Consider the following 15,758-nt stretch of genomic DNA (forward strand, 5'->3'; position numbering starts at 1 on the left):
ACATTAATGTGCATTGTACTTTTTCATATTTTTAAACTGATCTAACAGTTTTTCTTTTTCTCGTTCAAGATCCTCTGTAGACAGATTGTCCGCTTGTTCTTTTGCCGGCTGATCTTTCGTTTCAGTTTCTTTCATCCAGTCAGGCAGTTTTTCCTCGCGGACGACTTTTCCTGATCCATATGTGCTTCTCTGCTTTTTCTGCTGCGCCCATTCTGTCATTTGCCTGTTCTCTTCTTTGGCCATTTTCATCGCAGCCGCAACGGTTTTGATTTTCTTTCTCACCCAATGGGCGGCGATTTTTTGCATATACGTTTTGGACAGCTTCATATCTGTTTTCAGCAATGTATAGTAGATCAGAACATTCATGACACCTGGCTCTAGCTGCTGCTCGAGCATGATATCTTCGACAATTCTTAAGTCGGCATACGTTGGCTCAATGCCATCTGCCATATCTTTTAGAAGCTCCCTGGGCGAAATATGGTCTAGCTTTTCAATCAATTTGGCATCAGGTGTATCTGCCGCCGGCGGCTTTGAGGCATCGTGACGTAAATGTCTTGGCTGTTTTTGATCAATCAGTTTCGGCTGTTCGCCTCTGTATTCAATTTGATACCAATCTCTTGCTGCTTTTCTTAGCTCTTCTGTTGAGATCATTTGATCCGAACCACAGGCGCCAGCTACAATATTTTGCATTTGCAGTGGGGTGATGCCGTATACAACAGCTAACTTCTTAATCGTCTCTTTCACCTGCTTTGTCAAAGCCTTCCTTGGAATCATCATGTCAGACATGCCCGCTAACAACAGATCAAAATCAAAGGATTCGTCTGAGAGCGGCGCCGGCTGACTAGATCCAACCGTCACATATTCATAGCCCTGGTCAAGCGATGACGCCTGATTGATTTCTTCTGTCATCTTGCGTTCGCCTGGTTGCAATACGTGAAAGACTTCTTCAAACGAACGTGAAATGTTCTTCGCTTCTGCAGGGACACCTGGATAAGAGAAATAATCACGAAGCTGCATATATTTTGCTTTTTCTACACGATGGTACAAAAGAACATTCAGCATACCGTCTTGGAAAAACTCATCAGGCCTTAGCGGCGGCACGAGCTCATATGTAAACAGTCTACCCTCTTCCGTTTCCTGTTCATATGTGCGGAGTAAGCCGATCGCTTCAAGTTTTAAACGTTCCTCAAAAATATCATTTAAATTCGTTTGCAGCATGACCATGAGCTGCCGATGAGGTGCGGGCTTTCCCCACATACGATTTTGTTCTAGCTCTCCCCACAGCGTCATGTATAAGCTGAAAGCGGACATGCCAATTAGCGGCTGATATAAAAGAGTGATGAGCTGTCTATCGATGTCACCGAGCAATGAAGCGCTTTTGACGACATACGGATCGACGGCTAGCACTTCCTTCCAATGCTCTGTCATATGCTGATCCTCCCCTGAATACGATTGTTTCCATTGTACACTCTTTTTGCGTTTTACGCTTTACGCAGGAAAAAGAGCATGAAGAATCTTCAGCTCTTTTTTAACGTTCTTTCTTTAATAAATCTTTTAATTCGTCAATAAATACATTGATGTCTTTAAACTGCCGGTAAACCGAAGCAAACCTGACGTAAGACACTTCATCAATTTTCGCCAGCTCGTCCATCACCATTTCACCGACAAGCTCACTTTTCACTTCTGACATGCCTTGATTACGCAATTCTTTTTCGATGTTAAAGCAAACATCTTCCAGCTGTTTTAAAGCGACAGGACGCTTTTCACACGCTTTGATGAGTCCCCTCAGCATCTTTTCCCGGCTGAATTCTTCTCGTATACCTTCTTTTTTCACTACAATAAGCGGTAATTCTTCTAATTTTTCAAACGTCGTAAAGCGATATTGGCAGCTTTCGCACTCTCTTCTACGACGGATGGCTTTCCCTTCATCTACTGGTCTTGAATCAAGCACCCTTGTGCCAAGGTGCTGACATGTGGGACATTTCATTTCATCAGCTCCGATCTATTCTTGGAAGTTGTTTGTCTAGTTCTTCATAAAGGGACAAAACGGTCTTTTGACTGTAGCCAAAATCTGTTGGCAGGGCCGTTTCTGTTGTCACGTTAAAATCGACAGCTGTTTCAAAAGGACGAATTGAAATGACAGTCGCCACGAGAAAGGCTTTTTTCGGCATTCGTATGTTTGCGCTGATTTCACCTCGTTCTGCTGAAACAGATGTCACTTGATAGAAATCGTTTGAAAGAAGGGCTTCCACCGCTTGAAAAACTTGTACATTTGTCGATTTGTAGTAACGGCTTTTCAACTCTGACACCGGATGATGGTCAGATGTTTCCGTATAGTTTGAAATCAACCGTTTGAACTTTTGTCCTAAAGTCATACACATATCCCCTTTGCCTTTAAGCCTCTTCTTTATTTTATAAAAAAAACCTTTGTTTTCCTAGAACAAAAGTATAGACAAGTTAGGGAATGTTGGATGTTGTATATGAAACAAATATAAAAAGGAGCATAACACAAAGGCATTCAATGCTTTTGGCCAGCTCCCATTGCAATCTTTTTTATGTTTACAGTGCTTTGGCTTGTGCCTGTTTCACTTGTACAGGTCCCATGCCTCGAGGAATTTCGATGTTCTCTCTTGTTTCAGCACCTAGTTCATCTCCGATATGATCTGCTGCGATATTCGGATCTAGGTCGCCGCAAGTATAGACATCTATGCTCGCATAACCATGTTCAGGAAAGCTGTGAATTGTCAGATGAGATTCAGAAATAATGACAACTCCACTTACTCCTTGAGGTGCAAATTTGTGAAAAGCAACCTCTCTTACCTCAGCTCCTGATTTCAAAGCTGCATTTACAAACGTTTTTTCAATAAAATCCATGTCGTTCAGTTTATCACAGTCGCATCCCCATAGCTCGGAGATAACGTGACGTCCGATTGTTTCCATCATGGACCCCCCTTTAAACAAGAATGAAAGAGTGAAGTTCTAAGCAGCCGGACCGGACATATACCACGGGGGAAAGTTAGTCCTAAGAGGTCCTAACCCTTTAAGTATACCCGAATGAGTCTGCGAACAAGAAGTTCACGAAAAATAGTATACTTTGTTTAGACCCATTTTGCAAGCTGTGTTTTTAGTGGGATTTTCTCTCATTTCTTGAAAAGGGACGTTCGTCTTCTTCATTTCAAACAGCAGAAAGCTCTTTCATCTTTGAGCCAACAAACTTCACAAGATCCACCACTCTGCATGAATAGCCCCATTCATTGTCATACCATGCAAGGACTTTTACTTTTCTATCTTCCATCACCATCGTTGTGAGTCCATCAACGACAGCTGAATATGGATTTGTGTTAAAGTCAGTGGAGACAAGCGGTTCATCCGTGTAATCTAAAATGCCGGCAAGAGATGTTTTTGATGCATTTGAGAAGGCAGCATTTACCTCTTCTACTGTCACATCTTTTTTCAAGTCGACCACAAGATCAACCATCGACACATTTGAGACTGGTACGCGAAGCGCAAGCCCATGCAATTTCCCTTTCATATGAGGCAGCACTAAAGAAAGCGCTTTAGCGGCACCCGTCGTAGTTGGAATGATGGACTGGGCACACGCTCTTGCCCGGCGCAGATCCTTATGCGGGTTGTCGATATTTTTTTGATCATTTGTATAAGCATGAACCGTTGTCATTAAGCCATTGTCGATGCCAAATTCATCATCTAACAGCTTGACAACTGGAGCTAAGCAGTTTGTTGTACAAGAAGCGTTTGAAATAATGACGTGCTTTTCAGGATCAAGATCATCCTCATTGACACCCATCACAATCGTAATGTCTTCATTTTTACCTGGAGCTGTTAAAACGACTTTTTTCGCTCCGGCATCTATATGGCTCATCGCTTGATCTTTTGAATTAAATTTACCCGTTGCTTCTATGACGATATCAATCCCAAGCTCTCCCCATGGAAGCTGCTTTGGGTCTCTGTTATTGAGCAAAAGTACTCTTTTTCCATTCACAATCAAAGCGTCATCTTCTGCTGTCACATCGCATTCGTAACGTCCATGATTTGTATCATATTTAATTAAATGTGCTAGCGTTTCGGCAGGATAGCTTGCGTTAACCGCTACAATTTGAATTTGATCGTCAAGCATTGCTTTTCTGAAGACCATGCGTCCAATTCTGCCAAACCCATTGATCGCTGCTTTTACCTTCATGAACAGGTCACTCCTCTATTATGTGTTATACTCAATAAATTTATTTATGAAATTAGTATATCACATTAGAATGTAATTGCCAGTATATAAACGTATATTTTCTAAAAAGGGCTGTTCTTTTCAAAGGAAATAAGAAAAAAGCATAAAAAAAGAAGAGTACGTGTATGTACTCTTACTTATCTGTATGTTCCCATTCGTTTAATATGTTCTGCAATTGTTTTCTGATAAAAGCGAGATCTTTTGTGTTTTCTATCACGCGGTCTGCTTTTTGACATTTCTCCTCAAGAGGCTGCTGAGAATGAATACGATTCAGCGCTTCTTCCTCGCTGAGGTCGTTTCGACTCATGAGCCGCGATAGCTGCAATTCAGGCGTTGTATATACGACAATGATACGGTCGACGAGACTCTCCAGCTGACTCTCGAATAAAAGCGGGATATCAAGCACAACGAATGTTTCTTGGTGATTGATCCCTTCATCTCGCTGCTTGAGCATTTCCTTTCTAACCTCAGGATGAACGATGGCATTGAGCTGCTTTCTTTTCTCTTCATCAGAAAAAATGAGCGCTCCCAGCTGCTGCCGGTTCAATTCTCCATTTGGCAGGAGGACATCCTCACCGAAAGTTTGAACGATTTGACGAAGAGCTGGTGTTCCTTTAGCAACGGCTTCTTTTGCGATGACATCTGCATCCACCACCCGGATGCCCTGCTCTTTTATCATCTGCGAGACTGTGCTTTTTCCACTAGCAATCCCGCCTGTTAATCCAATGACGAGCGTCAATTGATTTCCTCCTTTACAGCTTCCAAACCCCAATTAAAATGAGCAAAAGCCCTGGTAAGCATGCGAGCTTATCAATCCAGCGCCAATTTGCCAAGTAATGTCCGGAGCGCAGCCCGATACACACAAAGAGTGAACTCATCACTGCTACCGTGATACTCATCACAATTGGAGAAAACCCTAGAATCGCTGCACCAATCCCTGCACCAAATGCATCGATGGATAAAGCAATCCCAAGAAGCACTGCTTCCATTCCATTGATCGTCCCAGATCGGTCAATATCTGCACTTGTAGGCTTTCGCAAAATTTGGATGACAAGACCAAGAGATTGCACTTCTACATTAAGCAACGTTTTTTCATGAAGGAGCAAGTCACGCTCTTTCGTTGGTTTGTAAAATTGATACAAAACCCAAAGTCCAATGGCAATCAAAATACCTCCACCAAGTTTATCTGTCACTGAGACAGGGAGGAATGTCGTAAGCAGGCTGCCAATTAGCATGGAAATGAGCAGCACAATCCCTGAACAGCATGCAATAATGACAATGGCTTTAAATGGAATCCTCATTTTGCGAAGACCATACGTAAAGCCCACAGAAAAGCTGTCGATGCTGACTGCAATAGCTAAAAACAGAAGCGAAAACGAAATCATACCTGAACTCTTCCTTTCTGTTCATGCAACGATGATCAAGAGTCTCTGGGCGTCCGTCCTAAGACTCTTCTTCACTATATGAAGAGCAGGTGGGCTGTGTGTCAGTCTACACCTTGCTGAAAAATGAATGTTTTTTATCGTATGCATAGCAAAAAGGAAGCATGCTGATGGCTGACCTTTATTGAGGACGTTTTTGGCAGGTCACACAAAAATGAGTACCGCGCCCTCCAACAACCGTTTTCTCAATGAGACTTCCGCATGTTTGGCAAGGCTCTCCCCGCCGGTCATATACAAGAAGCTGCAATTGAAATGTTCCAATATCTCCTTGTGAATTAATATATGAACGAATCGTGCTTCCTCCCGCATCTACCGCCACTTGAAGAGTGTCAATAATATGTTTGTGAAGCACTTTGGAAGATTCCAGGCTTAGCTGATTTGCTTTTGTTTCTGGATGAACCCCTGATTTAAAAAGGACTTCATCCACATAAATATTACCAAGTCCCACGACAATCTTTTGATCGAGTAACGCTGTTTTGACCACACGGGATGTTTTTTTCAATTGCTCCCATAAATACTCCGGAGTGAACTGTTCAGAAAAAGGTTCATATCCAAGCTGTGAGAGCGGGAGTTCTTTTTCCTCTTCACCTGGCTGAAATAGATGCATTGTGCCAAATTTACGCACATCATGGTACCGAAGCTCGGTACCATCTGTAAACGTAAAGACAACGTGTACGTGTTTATCATAAGGCTCATCTGCTTCATGTACGCGGTATTTTCCTTCCATCCTTAAATGGGAGACCATCACGTAGTGGTCTAAATGAAAGAGTAAGAACTTCCCTCTTCTTTCAATGGTTTGTATGGTTTCTCCTACCATCCTTCTTGCGAACTCTTCCGGTTCCCCAGGACGTTTGATGATGTTTGGCCATTTGATATCGACCGTTTCAATCGTTTTTCCTTTGACTAACCGCTTAAGAGTGCGCCGGACGGTTTCGACTTCTGGTAATTCCGGCATGCTCCTCGCTCCTTTTCTCTCTCTATTTATTTTGCATCGTACCAAGATGGGCCTGAAGCAAAATCAACTTTTAGCGGCACATCAAGCTGAAGTGCGTTTTCCATGACTTCAGGGACAATTTTTTCTAGTATGGCGATTTCTTCTTTCGGCGCTTCGAAGATCAGTTCATCGTGTACCTGCAATAAAAGATTTGCCTGCAAGTTCTCTTCTTTTAGCTTTCGCGCCATATCAATCATTGCTTTTTTAATAATATCTGCGGCACTGCCTTGAATCGGTGTGTTCATCGCCGTTCTTTCTGCAAAGCTTTTGATATTAAAATTACGGCTTGTGATATCCGGGATATATCGTCTGCGTTTAAGAAGTGTCGTGACGTAGCCTTTTTGTTTTGCTTCCTGCACGATCTCTTCCATATATGTTTTCACGCCTTTAAAGCTTGTTAAATAGCGTTCAATAAATGCCGCTGCTTCTTTTCTTGTAATCCCAAGGTTTTGAGAAAGTCCATAGTCACTAATTCCGTAAACGATTCCGAAGTTCACAGCCTTGGCCTGTCTTCTCATAGAGGAAGTTACTTCTTCTTTTGATACATGGAACACATCCATTGCTGTTTTTGTATGAATATCCATATCTTGCGTAAAGGCTTCGATCAAGTTCTCATCTTGAGAAATATGAGCAAGCACACGCAGCTCGATTTGAGAATAGTCAGCTGCAAACATGAGCCACCCTTCTTTTGATGGAACGAACGCTTGACGAATCTTCCGGCCTTCCTCTAAACGAATCGGGATATTTTGAAGGTTTGGATCCGTTGAGCTTAGCCTTCCTGTTTGCGTGAGCGCCTGATTAAATCTTGTATGAACTTTATGGGTATCCTTGCGCGTTACTTTCATTAAGCCTTCGACATAGGTAGATTGCAGCTTTCCAATTTGGCGGTAATGCAGAATCGACCGAATAATTTCGTGCTTGTCTTCAAGTTTTTCAAGAACATCCGCAGACGTGGAGTAGCCTGTTTTGGTCTTCTTCATAATTGGCAGACCTAATTTTTCAAATAAAATCACACCAAGCTGTTTAGGAGAATTGATGTTAAACGTTTCTCCCGCTAAGCGGTGAATGGTTTCTTCATATTCATTGAGCTTTTTCGTCAATTCTTCACGCATCTTCTCTAGGCGCTCAATATCCACCTTTACCCCAAGAGATTCCATTTCACCCAAGATGAGCGCAAGCGGCAGCTCTAAATCTTCATACAGTTCATGCTGATCATTTTTTTCTAACGCTTCAAGTGTTAGATCATGCAAGGCAGAGATCGCCGCTGCTTTCCGTCCAAGATGATCTTTTAGCTCATCTTCAGGTGGAATTGCCTGCTTTGCTCCTTTTCCGTACACTTTTTCATCAGAAAGGGCAATATTCAGACCATACTCCTTTGCTACACTTGCTACGTCCTCGTATGATTTCTGCGGGTTGACGACATATGAAGCGAGCAAGACATCGTAATCGACACCTTTTAGATCGACATCATGCCATCTGAGGGCGACAACTGCTCTTTTTGAATCAAAGACCCATTTTTTCTTCGTTTCATCCTGTGCCCATTGTTTAAACGCTTCTGATGCAAGTGCATTTTCTTTTGTGATAAAAAACGCACCGTTTTCATTATGGATTGCAAAACCGATCAATTCCGCTTCGTGATAATTATCACCTAGCTGTTCTACCACAAGCGCAGCATGATCTGTCAGCATATCATCTGTTACATCTGTCATCTTTTTCACTTCTAACGCTTCTACTTCGACCTGTTCTGTTTCTGGTGCTTCTCCTAGACGCTCTAGCAGCGTTTGAAAGCCTAGCTCTTTATAAAGGGAAATCACTTGATCCATATGAGGTCCTTCATAAGCGAGATCTTTGCTCGACACATCAAGTGGTGCTTCTATATGAATTGTCGCCAGCTTTTTACTCATCACCGCTTGTTCTTTATATTCTTCAAGCTTTTCTTTTAGCTTTTTGCCACTGACCTCGTCAATATGTTCAAGCAAGTTTTCAACCGTTTCAAACTGCTTTAACAATTTAATTGCTGTTTTTTCACCCACACCAGGCACCCCTGGGATATTATCTGAGGAATCTCCCATTAGCCCTTTCATATCGATGATTTGATCTGGGCGCAGGCCATATTTTTCTTCAATATGAGCCGGAGTGTAGTATTCTACTTCTGTGATGCCTTTTTTCGTAATAGCCACCGTCGTATGATCAGTTGAAAGCTGCGTTAAATCTTTATCTCCTGAGAAGATTTTGACTTCAAAGCCGTCTTTTTCTGCCTCCACAGCTAGTGTACCGATAATATCATCTGCCTCATATTGAGGAAGCTCGTACCTTTTCACGTGATAGGCATCTAATAGTTCACGAATGAACGGCATTTGTTCTGATAGCTCTGGCGGCGTTTTTTGTCTTCCACCTTTATATTCTTTAAATGTCTCGTGGCGGAACGTTGTTTTTCCCGCATCAAAAGCGACGAGCATATGGGTTGGCTTCTCGTCCTCCAGCATCTTCATTAGGATCATCGCAAAGCCATAAATGGCATTTGTATGTACGCCTTTATCATTGGATAATAGCGGCAAAGCAAAAAAGGCTCGATAAGCGAGACTGTTTCCATCCACTAGTACTAATTTCTTTTTGTCTGTCATATTTTTAATCCTCCATCGACTGAGCCATCTCAGCCGTCTCTTTCACACATTGTATGTTCATTTTATCAAAGTTTATTTTGAAAAGAAAATAGACGAGCCTGCATAAAAAAAGGGACGAAAACAACAAGTGTTTTCGTCCTTCCAAAATTGGCTCCTTGGATGAAGGGGTTCCTATTCATCCTACCAATGATTGATTAACAAAACATGAATTCATTGTAAAGATCATGTAAATTTTAACGCGACTTTCCTTTTTCTCTATTTCGATTTCAGACTCACCGTAAAAGTCGTCCCTTTGCCTTGTTTGCTGTGGACGGAAATCGTCCCTTCATGCGCTTCGACAAGGTGTTTGACAATGGCAAGCCCAAGCCCTGTACCGCCTGAATTTCTACTCCTATCTCTATCAATTCGATAAAATCTCTCAAATATTCTTGGAATCTCCCTTTTTTTCATGCCGATTCCTGTATCTGCTACATCAAATTCATAACTGCCTTTCCGCGGTCTTGCCGAAATTGTGACACTTCCTCCCTCCGGTGTATAGGTGAGCGCATTGTTCACGAGATTGAGAAAGATTTGCTTTAATCTCAGCGGGTCAGCCATGACATAGACCGGTTCTTTCGGGACACGCACTAGTAATTGAATGCCTTTCTCTGCGGCCTTTTGTTTTAATAGCACTTCAATCTCCTGAATGATTTCTGTCGCATTGGCTTCTTGTATGTTCAGCTTAAACTGTTGTTGTTCAATTTTAGACAGATCAAGTAAGTCTTGAATGAGTGTTTCTAAACGGATACTTTCTTTTAGGATGATCGAAAGGAATTCCGTCAGCGCTTCTTTGTCATCAATCGCTCCATCAAGAAGGGTTTCGGAAAACCCTTTAATCGACGTAATCGGTGTCTTTAATTCATGGGAGACGTTGGCGACAAAATCTTTTCGCATCTGTTCTAGCTGCTTTGTTTCTGTCACATCATGGAACACAAGGACAATCCCTTTCCATTCATCATCTGTACTTAAGATTGGGACGCCATCGACTTGGAAGTAACGTCGTTCGATCTCAACGGCTAGACGTAAAAACTTCCGCACCTTGGTTTCTGTCATAAAAATTTCGTCAATTAGCTCAATAATCTCTTCATGTGTGAAGGCTTCATGGTACAGCTTGTGCATGTAAATATGTTTTTGCACCTTAAATTGCTTGCGGAAAGTTCGATTGACCAGGTTGATATAACCCATTTTATCAATCAAAATAATGCCCGCTCCGATGTTTTCAATGACCGTTTGCAGGCGATCTCGCTGCATTTCACCAGCGCTTGTCATTTCTTGAAGGCTTTCTGCCAGACGCTTCATCGATGTATTGAGCTCACTTGTTTCTATGATCAGCTCTTCATAGTTATGGGTATCATAGTTCCCGCGTTCAAGCTGTTTGGCTACCTTTGTCGCATAATCAATCGGCTTCACATACTTCATCGACATGCGGTAGCCAAAGAAGACGATGATAATGATAGCCGAGCCAAGACAAAAGGCTAATGCAAGCCACAGCTGGCCGTCAATTTCATTTAAAGGCTGGTATGAAGCATGGAGAAATAAATATCCCGCTGGTTCGTTTTGTTTCATGATAGGGACTGCATAATGAAATAGCGCATCCTTCTCATCATCAATGACCGCTCCTTTTGTTTGGAGGCGTTCATTTTTCAGCGTGTTTTGGATGATGGCTCTTTGTTCTGCTTGACCCGTTGTATGTATGATATTCCCCTTCAGGTCCACAATCGACGCATTCATATCAAGATGCTGCTTTGCCTGTTTGAGAATCTCCTTGTTTTGCTTCGCCTTCAGATCCTCACCATTCATTGAAGAAAGGAGAAAGCTTGATTCCTTTTCCATTCGTTCCGTTAATTTTGTTTCATAGAAAACATGAAACATGTGATCCAGGAAAAGGCCAAGTGCAACAAACACAATAAAAAGGAGAAAGATGAGCCCCGAAAACAGGCGGGTCCTAATTTTACTCATTTGGCTTTGGCTCCTCCAATTTGTAGCCTAAGCCGCGAATGGTTTTAATATATGTTGGTTTTTTCGTATTCTTTTCAATTTTGTCTCTCAAGTGGCTGATATGAACATCCACAATACGTGTGTCTCCTGCAAAGTCATAATTCCAAACGGCACTTAACAATAGATCACGCGTGAGAACACGGCCTTTATGCTTGGCCAAATAAAGCAGCAGTTCAAATTCCTTTGGCGTGAGCTCTAGACGTTCTTCTTGGAAGTAGACTTCGTAATGTTCAGGTAAAATGCGGAGTTCACCAATTTTGATTTGGTCTGCAATGATCTCTTCCTTCTCCTCTTGTGAAGGGACAGGCTGAGATTGCTGCGCTCGTCTTAAAATGGCTTTTACTCGAGCACCAACTTCTCTAGGACTAAATGGCTTTGTCATGTAATCATCGGCTCCAAGCTCAAGGCCGAGCACCTTATCAAATTCATCGTCCTTTGCTGTCAGCATTAAAATAGGGAACATCATTTTTTGAATTCTCAGTTGTTTGCACACTTCAATGCCGTCCATCTTCGGAAGCATTAAATCTAATACAATGAGATCAGGCTGTTCACTTGCTGCTTTCTCAAGCGCTTCTTCCCCATCTTTTGCTGTGACGACATCATAGCCCGCCCTTTCAAGGTTATAGCTTAGAAGTGTTACAATCGATTCTTCATCATCCACAACTAATATTTTTTTATTCATGTTGTGCCTCCAATTAGTGATTTCCCCAGCATCCGGTTTTTGTATCTTATGTGAAAAGCGAGAAGTCATGCTTTCTCTTTCATTTTAACGAAAGCTTAACAAGAGGACAATTTAAAATTTCGACAAGTTTTGTTTTGTAAACAAAAAGAAGGCCCCCTATTAAGAGAAGCCTTCTTTTTGATTCATATTAAGACAATACTTTCATGACGTTCTTAACAGATTCAACAGAACGGTCAAGCTGACTTCTTTCTTCTTCTGTCAGCTCAAGCTCAATGATCTGCTCAAGGCCGTTTCCACCTACGATTGTTGGAACACCAAGGTAAATACCTTCGTAGCCATATTCACCTTCAAGGTATGCAATCGTTGGCATGACGCGGCGCTGATCTTTTAAGATCGCCTCAACCATTTCAACTAGTGAAGCAGCAGGAGCATAATACGCACTACCGTTACCTAATAGGTTGACGATTTCGCCGCCGCCTTTTCTTGTTCTTTCAACAATCGCATCAATTCGATCTTTTGGAATCAATGTTTCAAGCGGAATACCACCTGCATAAGAGTAACGAACAAGCGGAACCATGTCATCGCCATGTCCACCAAGTACAAAGCCCGTCACATCTTTGACAGATAGATTTAATTCTTGAGCAACGAACGTACGGAAACGTGCTGTATCAAGAATGCCCGATTGTCCAATGACTTTTTCTTTTGGTAATCCTGATTCTTTATAAACTGCATATGTCATTGCATCAACAGGGTTTGTTAAGACAACAATGATCGCTTCTGGAGAATATTTAACAATTTCGCGTGTCACACTGCGCATGATTTTTTCATTTGTTGACACGAGGTCGTCACGGCTCATTCCCGGCTTTCTTGCAATTCCTGCCGTAATGACCACGACATCAGAACCGGCTGTATCTTCGTAGTTAGAAGTTCCTGTAATGTTCGCATCGAAGCCTTGAACAGGGCTAGCTTCCAGCATATCAAGTGCTTTCCCTTTTGTTGGGTTCTCAAGCTGAGGAATATCGACTAATACGACATCCGCTAATTCTTTTTGAGCCGTTAGAAATGCTGTAGTTGCTCCAGTAAAGCCTGCACCGATGACAGATACTTTTTTACGCTTGTTTGCCATTTCCTTTTTCCCCTTTAACTTTAAAGTTTAAGAATCAAGACAAGTTTTTGATGAGCTCGTCAGCAAACTCAGAACATTTCACTTCTGTTGCGCCATCCATTAATCTAGCAAAATCGTATGTGACGACTTTTGATTCGATTGTTTTTTCAACAGATTGAATCACTAGATCCGCTGCTTCCTGCCAGCCAAGGTGCTCAAGTAAAAGCACGCCTGATAGTAGAACAGAAGATGGATTCACTTTATCAAGACCAGCATATTTCGGAGCTGTTCCGTGAGTCGCTTCAAAAATAGCGTGTCCTGTTTCGTAGTTGATGTTCGCACCTGGTGCGATACCAATTCCACCAACTTGTGCTGCAAGTGCATCAGAGATGTAGTCTCCGTTTAAGTTCATTGTTGCAACAACATCAAACTCAGCTGGACGAGTTAGGATTTGTTGAAGGAAAATATCTGCAATGCTATCTTTGACAATGATTTTGCCAGCAGCTTCTGCTTCACTTTGCGCTTTGTTTGCCGCATCTTTTCCATCTTTTTCTACAATACGATCATATTGTGCCCATGTAAAGACTTTGTCACCAAACTCTTTTTCAGCCACTTCGTAGCCCCAGTTTTTAAAGGCACCTTCTGTAAATTTCATGATGTTTCCTTTGTGAACAAGCGTCACAGATTTACGGCCTTGGTCAATTGCATATTGGATGGCTGCTCTGACAAGACGAGATGTTCCTTCTTCAGAAACTGGCTTGATCCCGATACCTGAAGTTTCTGGGAAGCGGATTTTATTCACACCTAATTCATTTTTCAAGAAGTCGATTAACTTCTTCACTTCGCCTGATCCTTTTGCATACTCGATTCCTGCATAAATATCTTCAGTGTTCTCACGGAAGATGACCATGTCTGTGTCTTCTGGACGTTTCACAGGAGATGGTACGCCTTGGAACCAGCGAACTGGACGTAAGCATGTGAATAAATCAAGCTCTTGTCTAAGTGCCACGTTTAATGAACGGATTCCTCCACCAATTGGTGTTGTAAGTGGTCCTTTAATGGCAATTAAGTATTCACGAATGTCTTCAAGCGTTTGCTCAGGAAGCCACTCTCCAGTTTTATTGTAAGCTTTTTCACCTGCATATACTTCTTTCCAAGTGATTTGCTTTTCACCTTTATATGCTTTTTCTACAGCTGCTTCAAGAACTCTTGATGCTGCTTTCCAAATGTCAGGACCGATTCCGTCCCCTTCGATAAACGGGATAATTGGATTATTTGGTACATTCAATACGCCGCCAGTAACTGTAATTTTTTCGCCTTGTGACAATGATATTACCTCCCAGGTTATGTAGTGAATATTTGAAACTTCTTGGCTTGATGTCTGCAAGCGAAGAAGTTTTTCACATGATTCGTTTTTTGTTGATGTGGAGGCTGATTGGTTTATTTGGATCAGCCTCCGCTTATTCTATAAACATTAGTCTCTTTCACTGATCGGAACAAACGTTTGAAGATCAGGTCCAATGTAGTCAGCTCTTGGACGGATAAGACGGTTGTTGTCATATTGCTCTAAAATGTGAGCAATCCATCCAGAGAATCGGCTGATCACGAAAATTGGTGTAAACAAGTCATGATCAATACCAAGACTGTGATATACAGATGCAGAATAAAAATCAACATTCGGTGGAAGATTTTTCTCTGATGTCACGATTTCCTCTGCGCGAACAGACATTTCATACCATTTCGGCTCGCCAGTGAGGTTTGTTAAACGCTGGCTCATTTCTTTTAGATGCTTTGCACGCGGGTCACCTTGGCGGTATACACGGTGGCCAAAGCCCATAATTTTTTCTTTCTTCTCTAGCTTACCATGAATATAGGAATCTACGTTTTCGACTTCGCCAATTTCTGAAAGCATCTTCATAACACCTTCATTGGCGCCTCCATGAAGCGGCCCTTTAAGCGCGCCGATGGCTGCTGTTACACCAGAGTAGATATCTGATAGTGTAGCAACACATACACGTGCTGTAAATGTCGACGCATTTAATTCATGATCCGCATGTAGAATGAGTGCCTTATCAATTGCCTCAATTTCTACTGGAGATGGTTCTTCGCCGTTTAGCATATACAAGAAGTTCGCAGCATAGCTGTATTCTTCTTTTGGCTGTACAGGCTCAAGCCCCTTTCGAATGCGTGAGAACGCAGCGACAAGACCAGAAATTTTCGCCTGTAATCGAATGGCTTTTCTGTAATTCGCTTCTTTGTCCATAATCTCTGATTCGTCATCGAGTAAACCTAGTAAGGATACCGCTGTACGAATCGCAGACATTGGATGAACCCCATCCAGCGAATAAGATTTAAAGTGCTCAATGATTTCTTGCGGAATGTGAGCATTTTCATTGAGCTGCTGTTTTAATTCACTCAACTCCTGCTCATTCGGCAGCTTTAAGTGCCATAACAGGTAGACAATTTCTTCGAATGTAGCTTTTTCAGTTAAATCATCGATATTGTACCCTACGTAAGTAAGAGTATCATCAATAATTGAGCTTACGGATGAAGTTGTTGCCACAATACCTTCTAGACCTCTTGTTGCTGTCATGTTCAATCTCCCCTTTTTAAAAAGATTCCCCTTCGTTGCAGAAT

At 42.0% G+C, this 15,758-nt stretch carries 14 protein-coding genes; all 14 read right to left on the reverse strand.

What is annotated here, in order from left to right; genetic code table 11:
- Nucleotides 1–3: 3 nt before the first annotated feature.
- Complete coding sequence (dnaB, locus tag C6W18_RS04740; RefSeq protein WP_105926269.1) at nt 4–1,428, reverse strand: replicative helicase loading/DNA remodeling protein DnaB; 1,425 nt, start codon at nt 1,426–1,428, stop codon at nt 4–6.
- A 100-nt stretch (nt 1,429–1,528) separates the two neighbouring features.
- Nucleotides 1,529–1,987: a transcriptional regulator NrdR gene (gene nrdR, locus C6W18_RS04745; protein WP_034320926.1), complete on the reverse strand. Its 459-nt coding sequence runs from the start codon at nt 1,985–1,987 to the stop codon at nt 1,529–1,531.
- 4 nt (nt 1,988–1,991) lie between these two features.
- Nucleotides 1,992–2,375: a hypothetical protein gene (locus C6W18_RS04750; protein ID WP_034320928.1), complete on the reverse strand. Its 384-nt coding sequence runs from the start codon at nt 2,373–2,375 to the stop codon at nt 1,992–1,994.
- 184 nt (nt 2,376–2,559) lie between these two features.
- Nucleotides 2,560–2,940: an adenosylmethionine decarboxylase gene (speD, locus tag C6W18_RS04755; RefSeq protein ID WP_003216492.1), complete on the reverse strand. Its 381-nt coding sequence runs from the start codon at nt 2,938–2,940 to the stop codon at nt 2,560–2,562.
- Between the two features lie 235 nt (nt 2,941–3,175).
- Nucleotides 3,176–4,198 carry a glyceraldehyde-3-phosphate dehydrogenase gene (locus C6W18_RS04760; protein ID WP_105926271.1) on the reverse strand — a complete coding sequence of 341 codons (1,023 nt, stop codon included), beginning with the start codon at nt 4,196–4,198 and terminating at the stop codon, nt 3,176–3,178.
- A 172-nt stretch (nt 4,199–4,370) separates the two neighbouring features.
- Nucleotides 4,371–4,976, reverse strand: coding sequence for a dephospho-CoA kinase (gene coaE, locus C6W18_RS04765; protein WP_105926273.1), 606 nt, complete (start codon nt 4,974–4,976; stop codon nt 4,371–4,373).
- Between the two features lie 13 nt (nt 4,977–4,989).
- Entirely contained in the window at nt 4,990–5,622 is a 633-nt protein-coding gene (gene ytaF / locus C6W18_RS04770; protein WP_034320935.1) for a sporulation membrane protein YtaF, read from the reverse strand.
- A 178-nt stretch (nt 5,623–5,800) separates the two neighbouring features.
- Nucleotides 5,801–6,634, reverse strand: a complete 834-nt coding sequence (mutM, locus tag C6W18_RS04775; RefSeq protein ID WP_105926275.1) for a DNA-formamidopyrimidine glycosylase — start codon at nt 6,632–6,634, stop codon at nt 5,801–5,803.
- A 26-nt stretch (nt 6,635–6,660) separates the two neighbouring features.
- Nucleotides 6,661–9,297, reverse strand: coding sequence for a DNA polymerase I (polA, locus tag C6W18_RS04780; protein WP_105926277.1), 2,637 nt, complete (start codon nt 9,295–9,297; stop codon nt 6,661–6,663).
- Nucleotides 9,298–9,552: 255 nt separating this feature from the next.
- Entirely contained in the window at nt 9,553–11,295 is a 1,743-nt protein-coding gene (gene pnpS / locus C6W18_RS04785) for a two-component system histidine kinase PnpS (RefSeq protein ID WP_034320943.1), read from the reverse strand.
- The gene (locus C6W18_RS04790; protein ID WP_105926279.1) at nt 11,288–12,016 is read right to left on the reverse strand and encodes a response regulator transcription factor; all 729 of its coding nucleotides are present in this window, start codon (nt 12,014–12,016) and stop codon (nt 11,288–11,290) included. The genes pnpS and C6W18_RS04790 overlap by 8 nt, the downstream gene beginning before the upstream one ends.
- A gap of 187 nt (nt 12,017–12,203) precedes the next feature.
- Nucleotides 12,204–13,142, reverse strand: a complete 939-nt coding sequence (gene mdh / locus C6W18_RS04795) for a malate dehydrogenase (protein ID WP_034320949.1) — start codon at nt 13,140–13,142, stop codon at nt 12,204–12,206.
- Nucleotides 13,143–13,176: 34 nt separating this feature from the next.
- A complete protein-coding gene (icd, locus tag C6W18_RS04800) occupies nt 13,177–14,448 on the reverse strand; it encodes an NADP-dependent isocitrate dehydrogenase (RefSeq protein WP_105926281.1) in 1,272 nt (423 codons plus the stop codon).
- 147 nt (nt 14,449–14,595) lie between these two features.
- Nucleotides 14,596–15,714 carry a citrate synthase gene (gene citZ / locus C6W18_RS04805; RefSeq protein WP_008346063.1) on the reverse strand — a complete coding sequence of 373 codons (1,119 nt, stop codon included), beginning with the start codon at nt 15,712–15,714 and terminating at the stop codon, nt 14,596–14,598.
- Between the last annotated feature and the right edge of the window lie 44 nt (nt 15,715–15,758).

This window comes from Bacillus sp. LLTC93 (genome assembly GCF_002993125.1).
GTDB classification, from domain to species: Bacteria; Bacillota; Bacilli; order Bacillales; family Bacillaceae; genus Bacillus; species Bacillus zhangzhouensis.

Coding starts and splice junctions, on each gene's coding strand:
- dnaB (WP_105926269.1), bottom strand. CDS start 1,428: ATGACAGAGCATTGGAAGGAAGTGCTAGCCGTCGATCCGTATGTCGTC.
- nrdR (WP_034320926.1), bottom strand. CDS start 1,987: ATGAAATGTCCCACATGTCAGCACCTTGGCACAAGGGTGCTTGATTCA.
- C6W18_RS04750 (WP_034320928.1), bottom strand. CDS start 2,375: ATGACTTTAGGACAAAAGTTCAAACGGTTGATTTCAAACTATACGGAA.
- speD (WP_003216492.1), bottom strand. CDS start 2,940: ATGGAAACAATCGGACGTCACGTTATCTCCGAGCTATGGGGATGCGAC.
- C6W18_RS04760 (WP_105926271.1), bottom strand. CDS start 4,198: ATGAAGGTAAAAGCAGCGATCAATGGGTTTGGCAGAATTGGACGCATG.
- ytaF (WP_034320935.1), bottom strand. CDS start 5,622: ATGATTTCGTTTTCGCTTCTGTTTTTAGCTATTGCAGTCAGCATCGAC.
- mutM (WP_105926275.1), bottom strand. CDS start 6,634: ATGCCGGAATTACCAGAAGTCGAAACCGTCCGGCGCACTCTTAAGCGG.
- polA (WP_105926277.1), bottom strand. CDS start 9,297: ATGACAGACAAAAAGAAATTAGTACTAGTGGATGGAAACAGTCTCGCT.
- pnpS (WP_034320943.1), bottom strand. CDS start 11,295: ATGAGTAAAATTAGGACCCGCCTGTTTTCGGGGCTCATCTTTCTCCTT.
- C6W18_RS04790 (WP_105926279.1), bottom strand. CDS start 12,016: ATGAATAAAAAAATATTAGTTGTGGATGATGAAGAATCGATTGTAACA.
- mdh (WP_034320949.1), bottom strand. CDS start 13,142: ATGGCAAACAAGCGTAAAAAAGTATCTGTCATCGGTGCAGGCTTTACT.
- citZ (WP_008346063.1), bottom strand. CDS start 15,714: ATGACAGCAACAAGAGGTCTAGAAGGTATTGTGGCAACAACTTCATCC.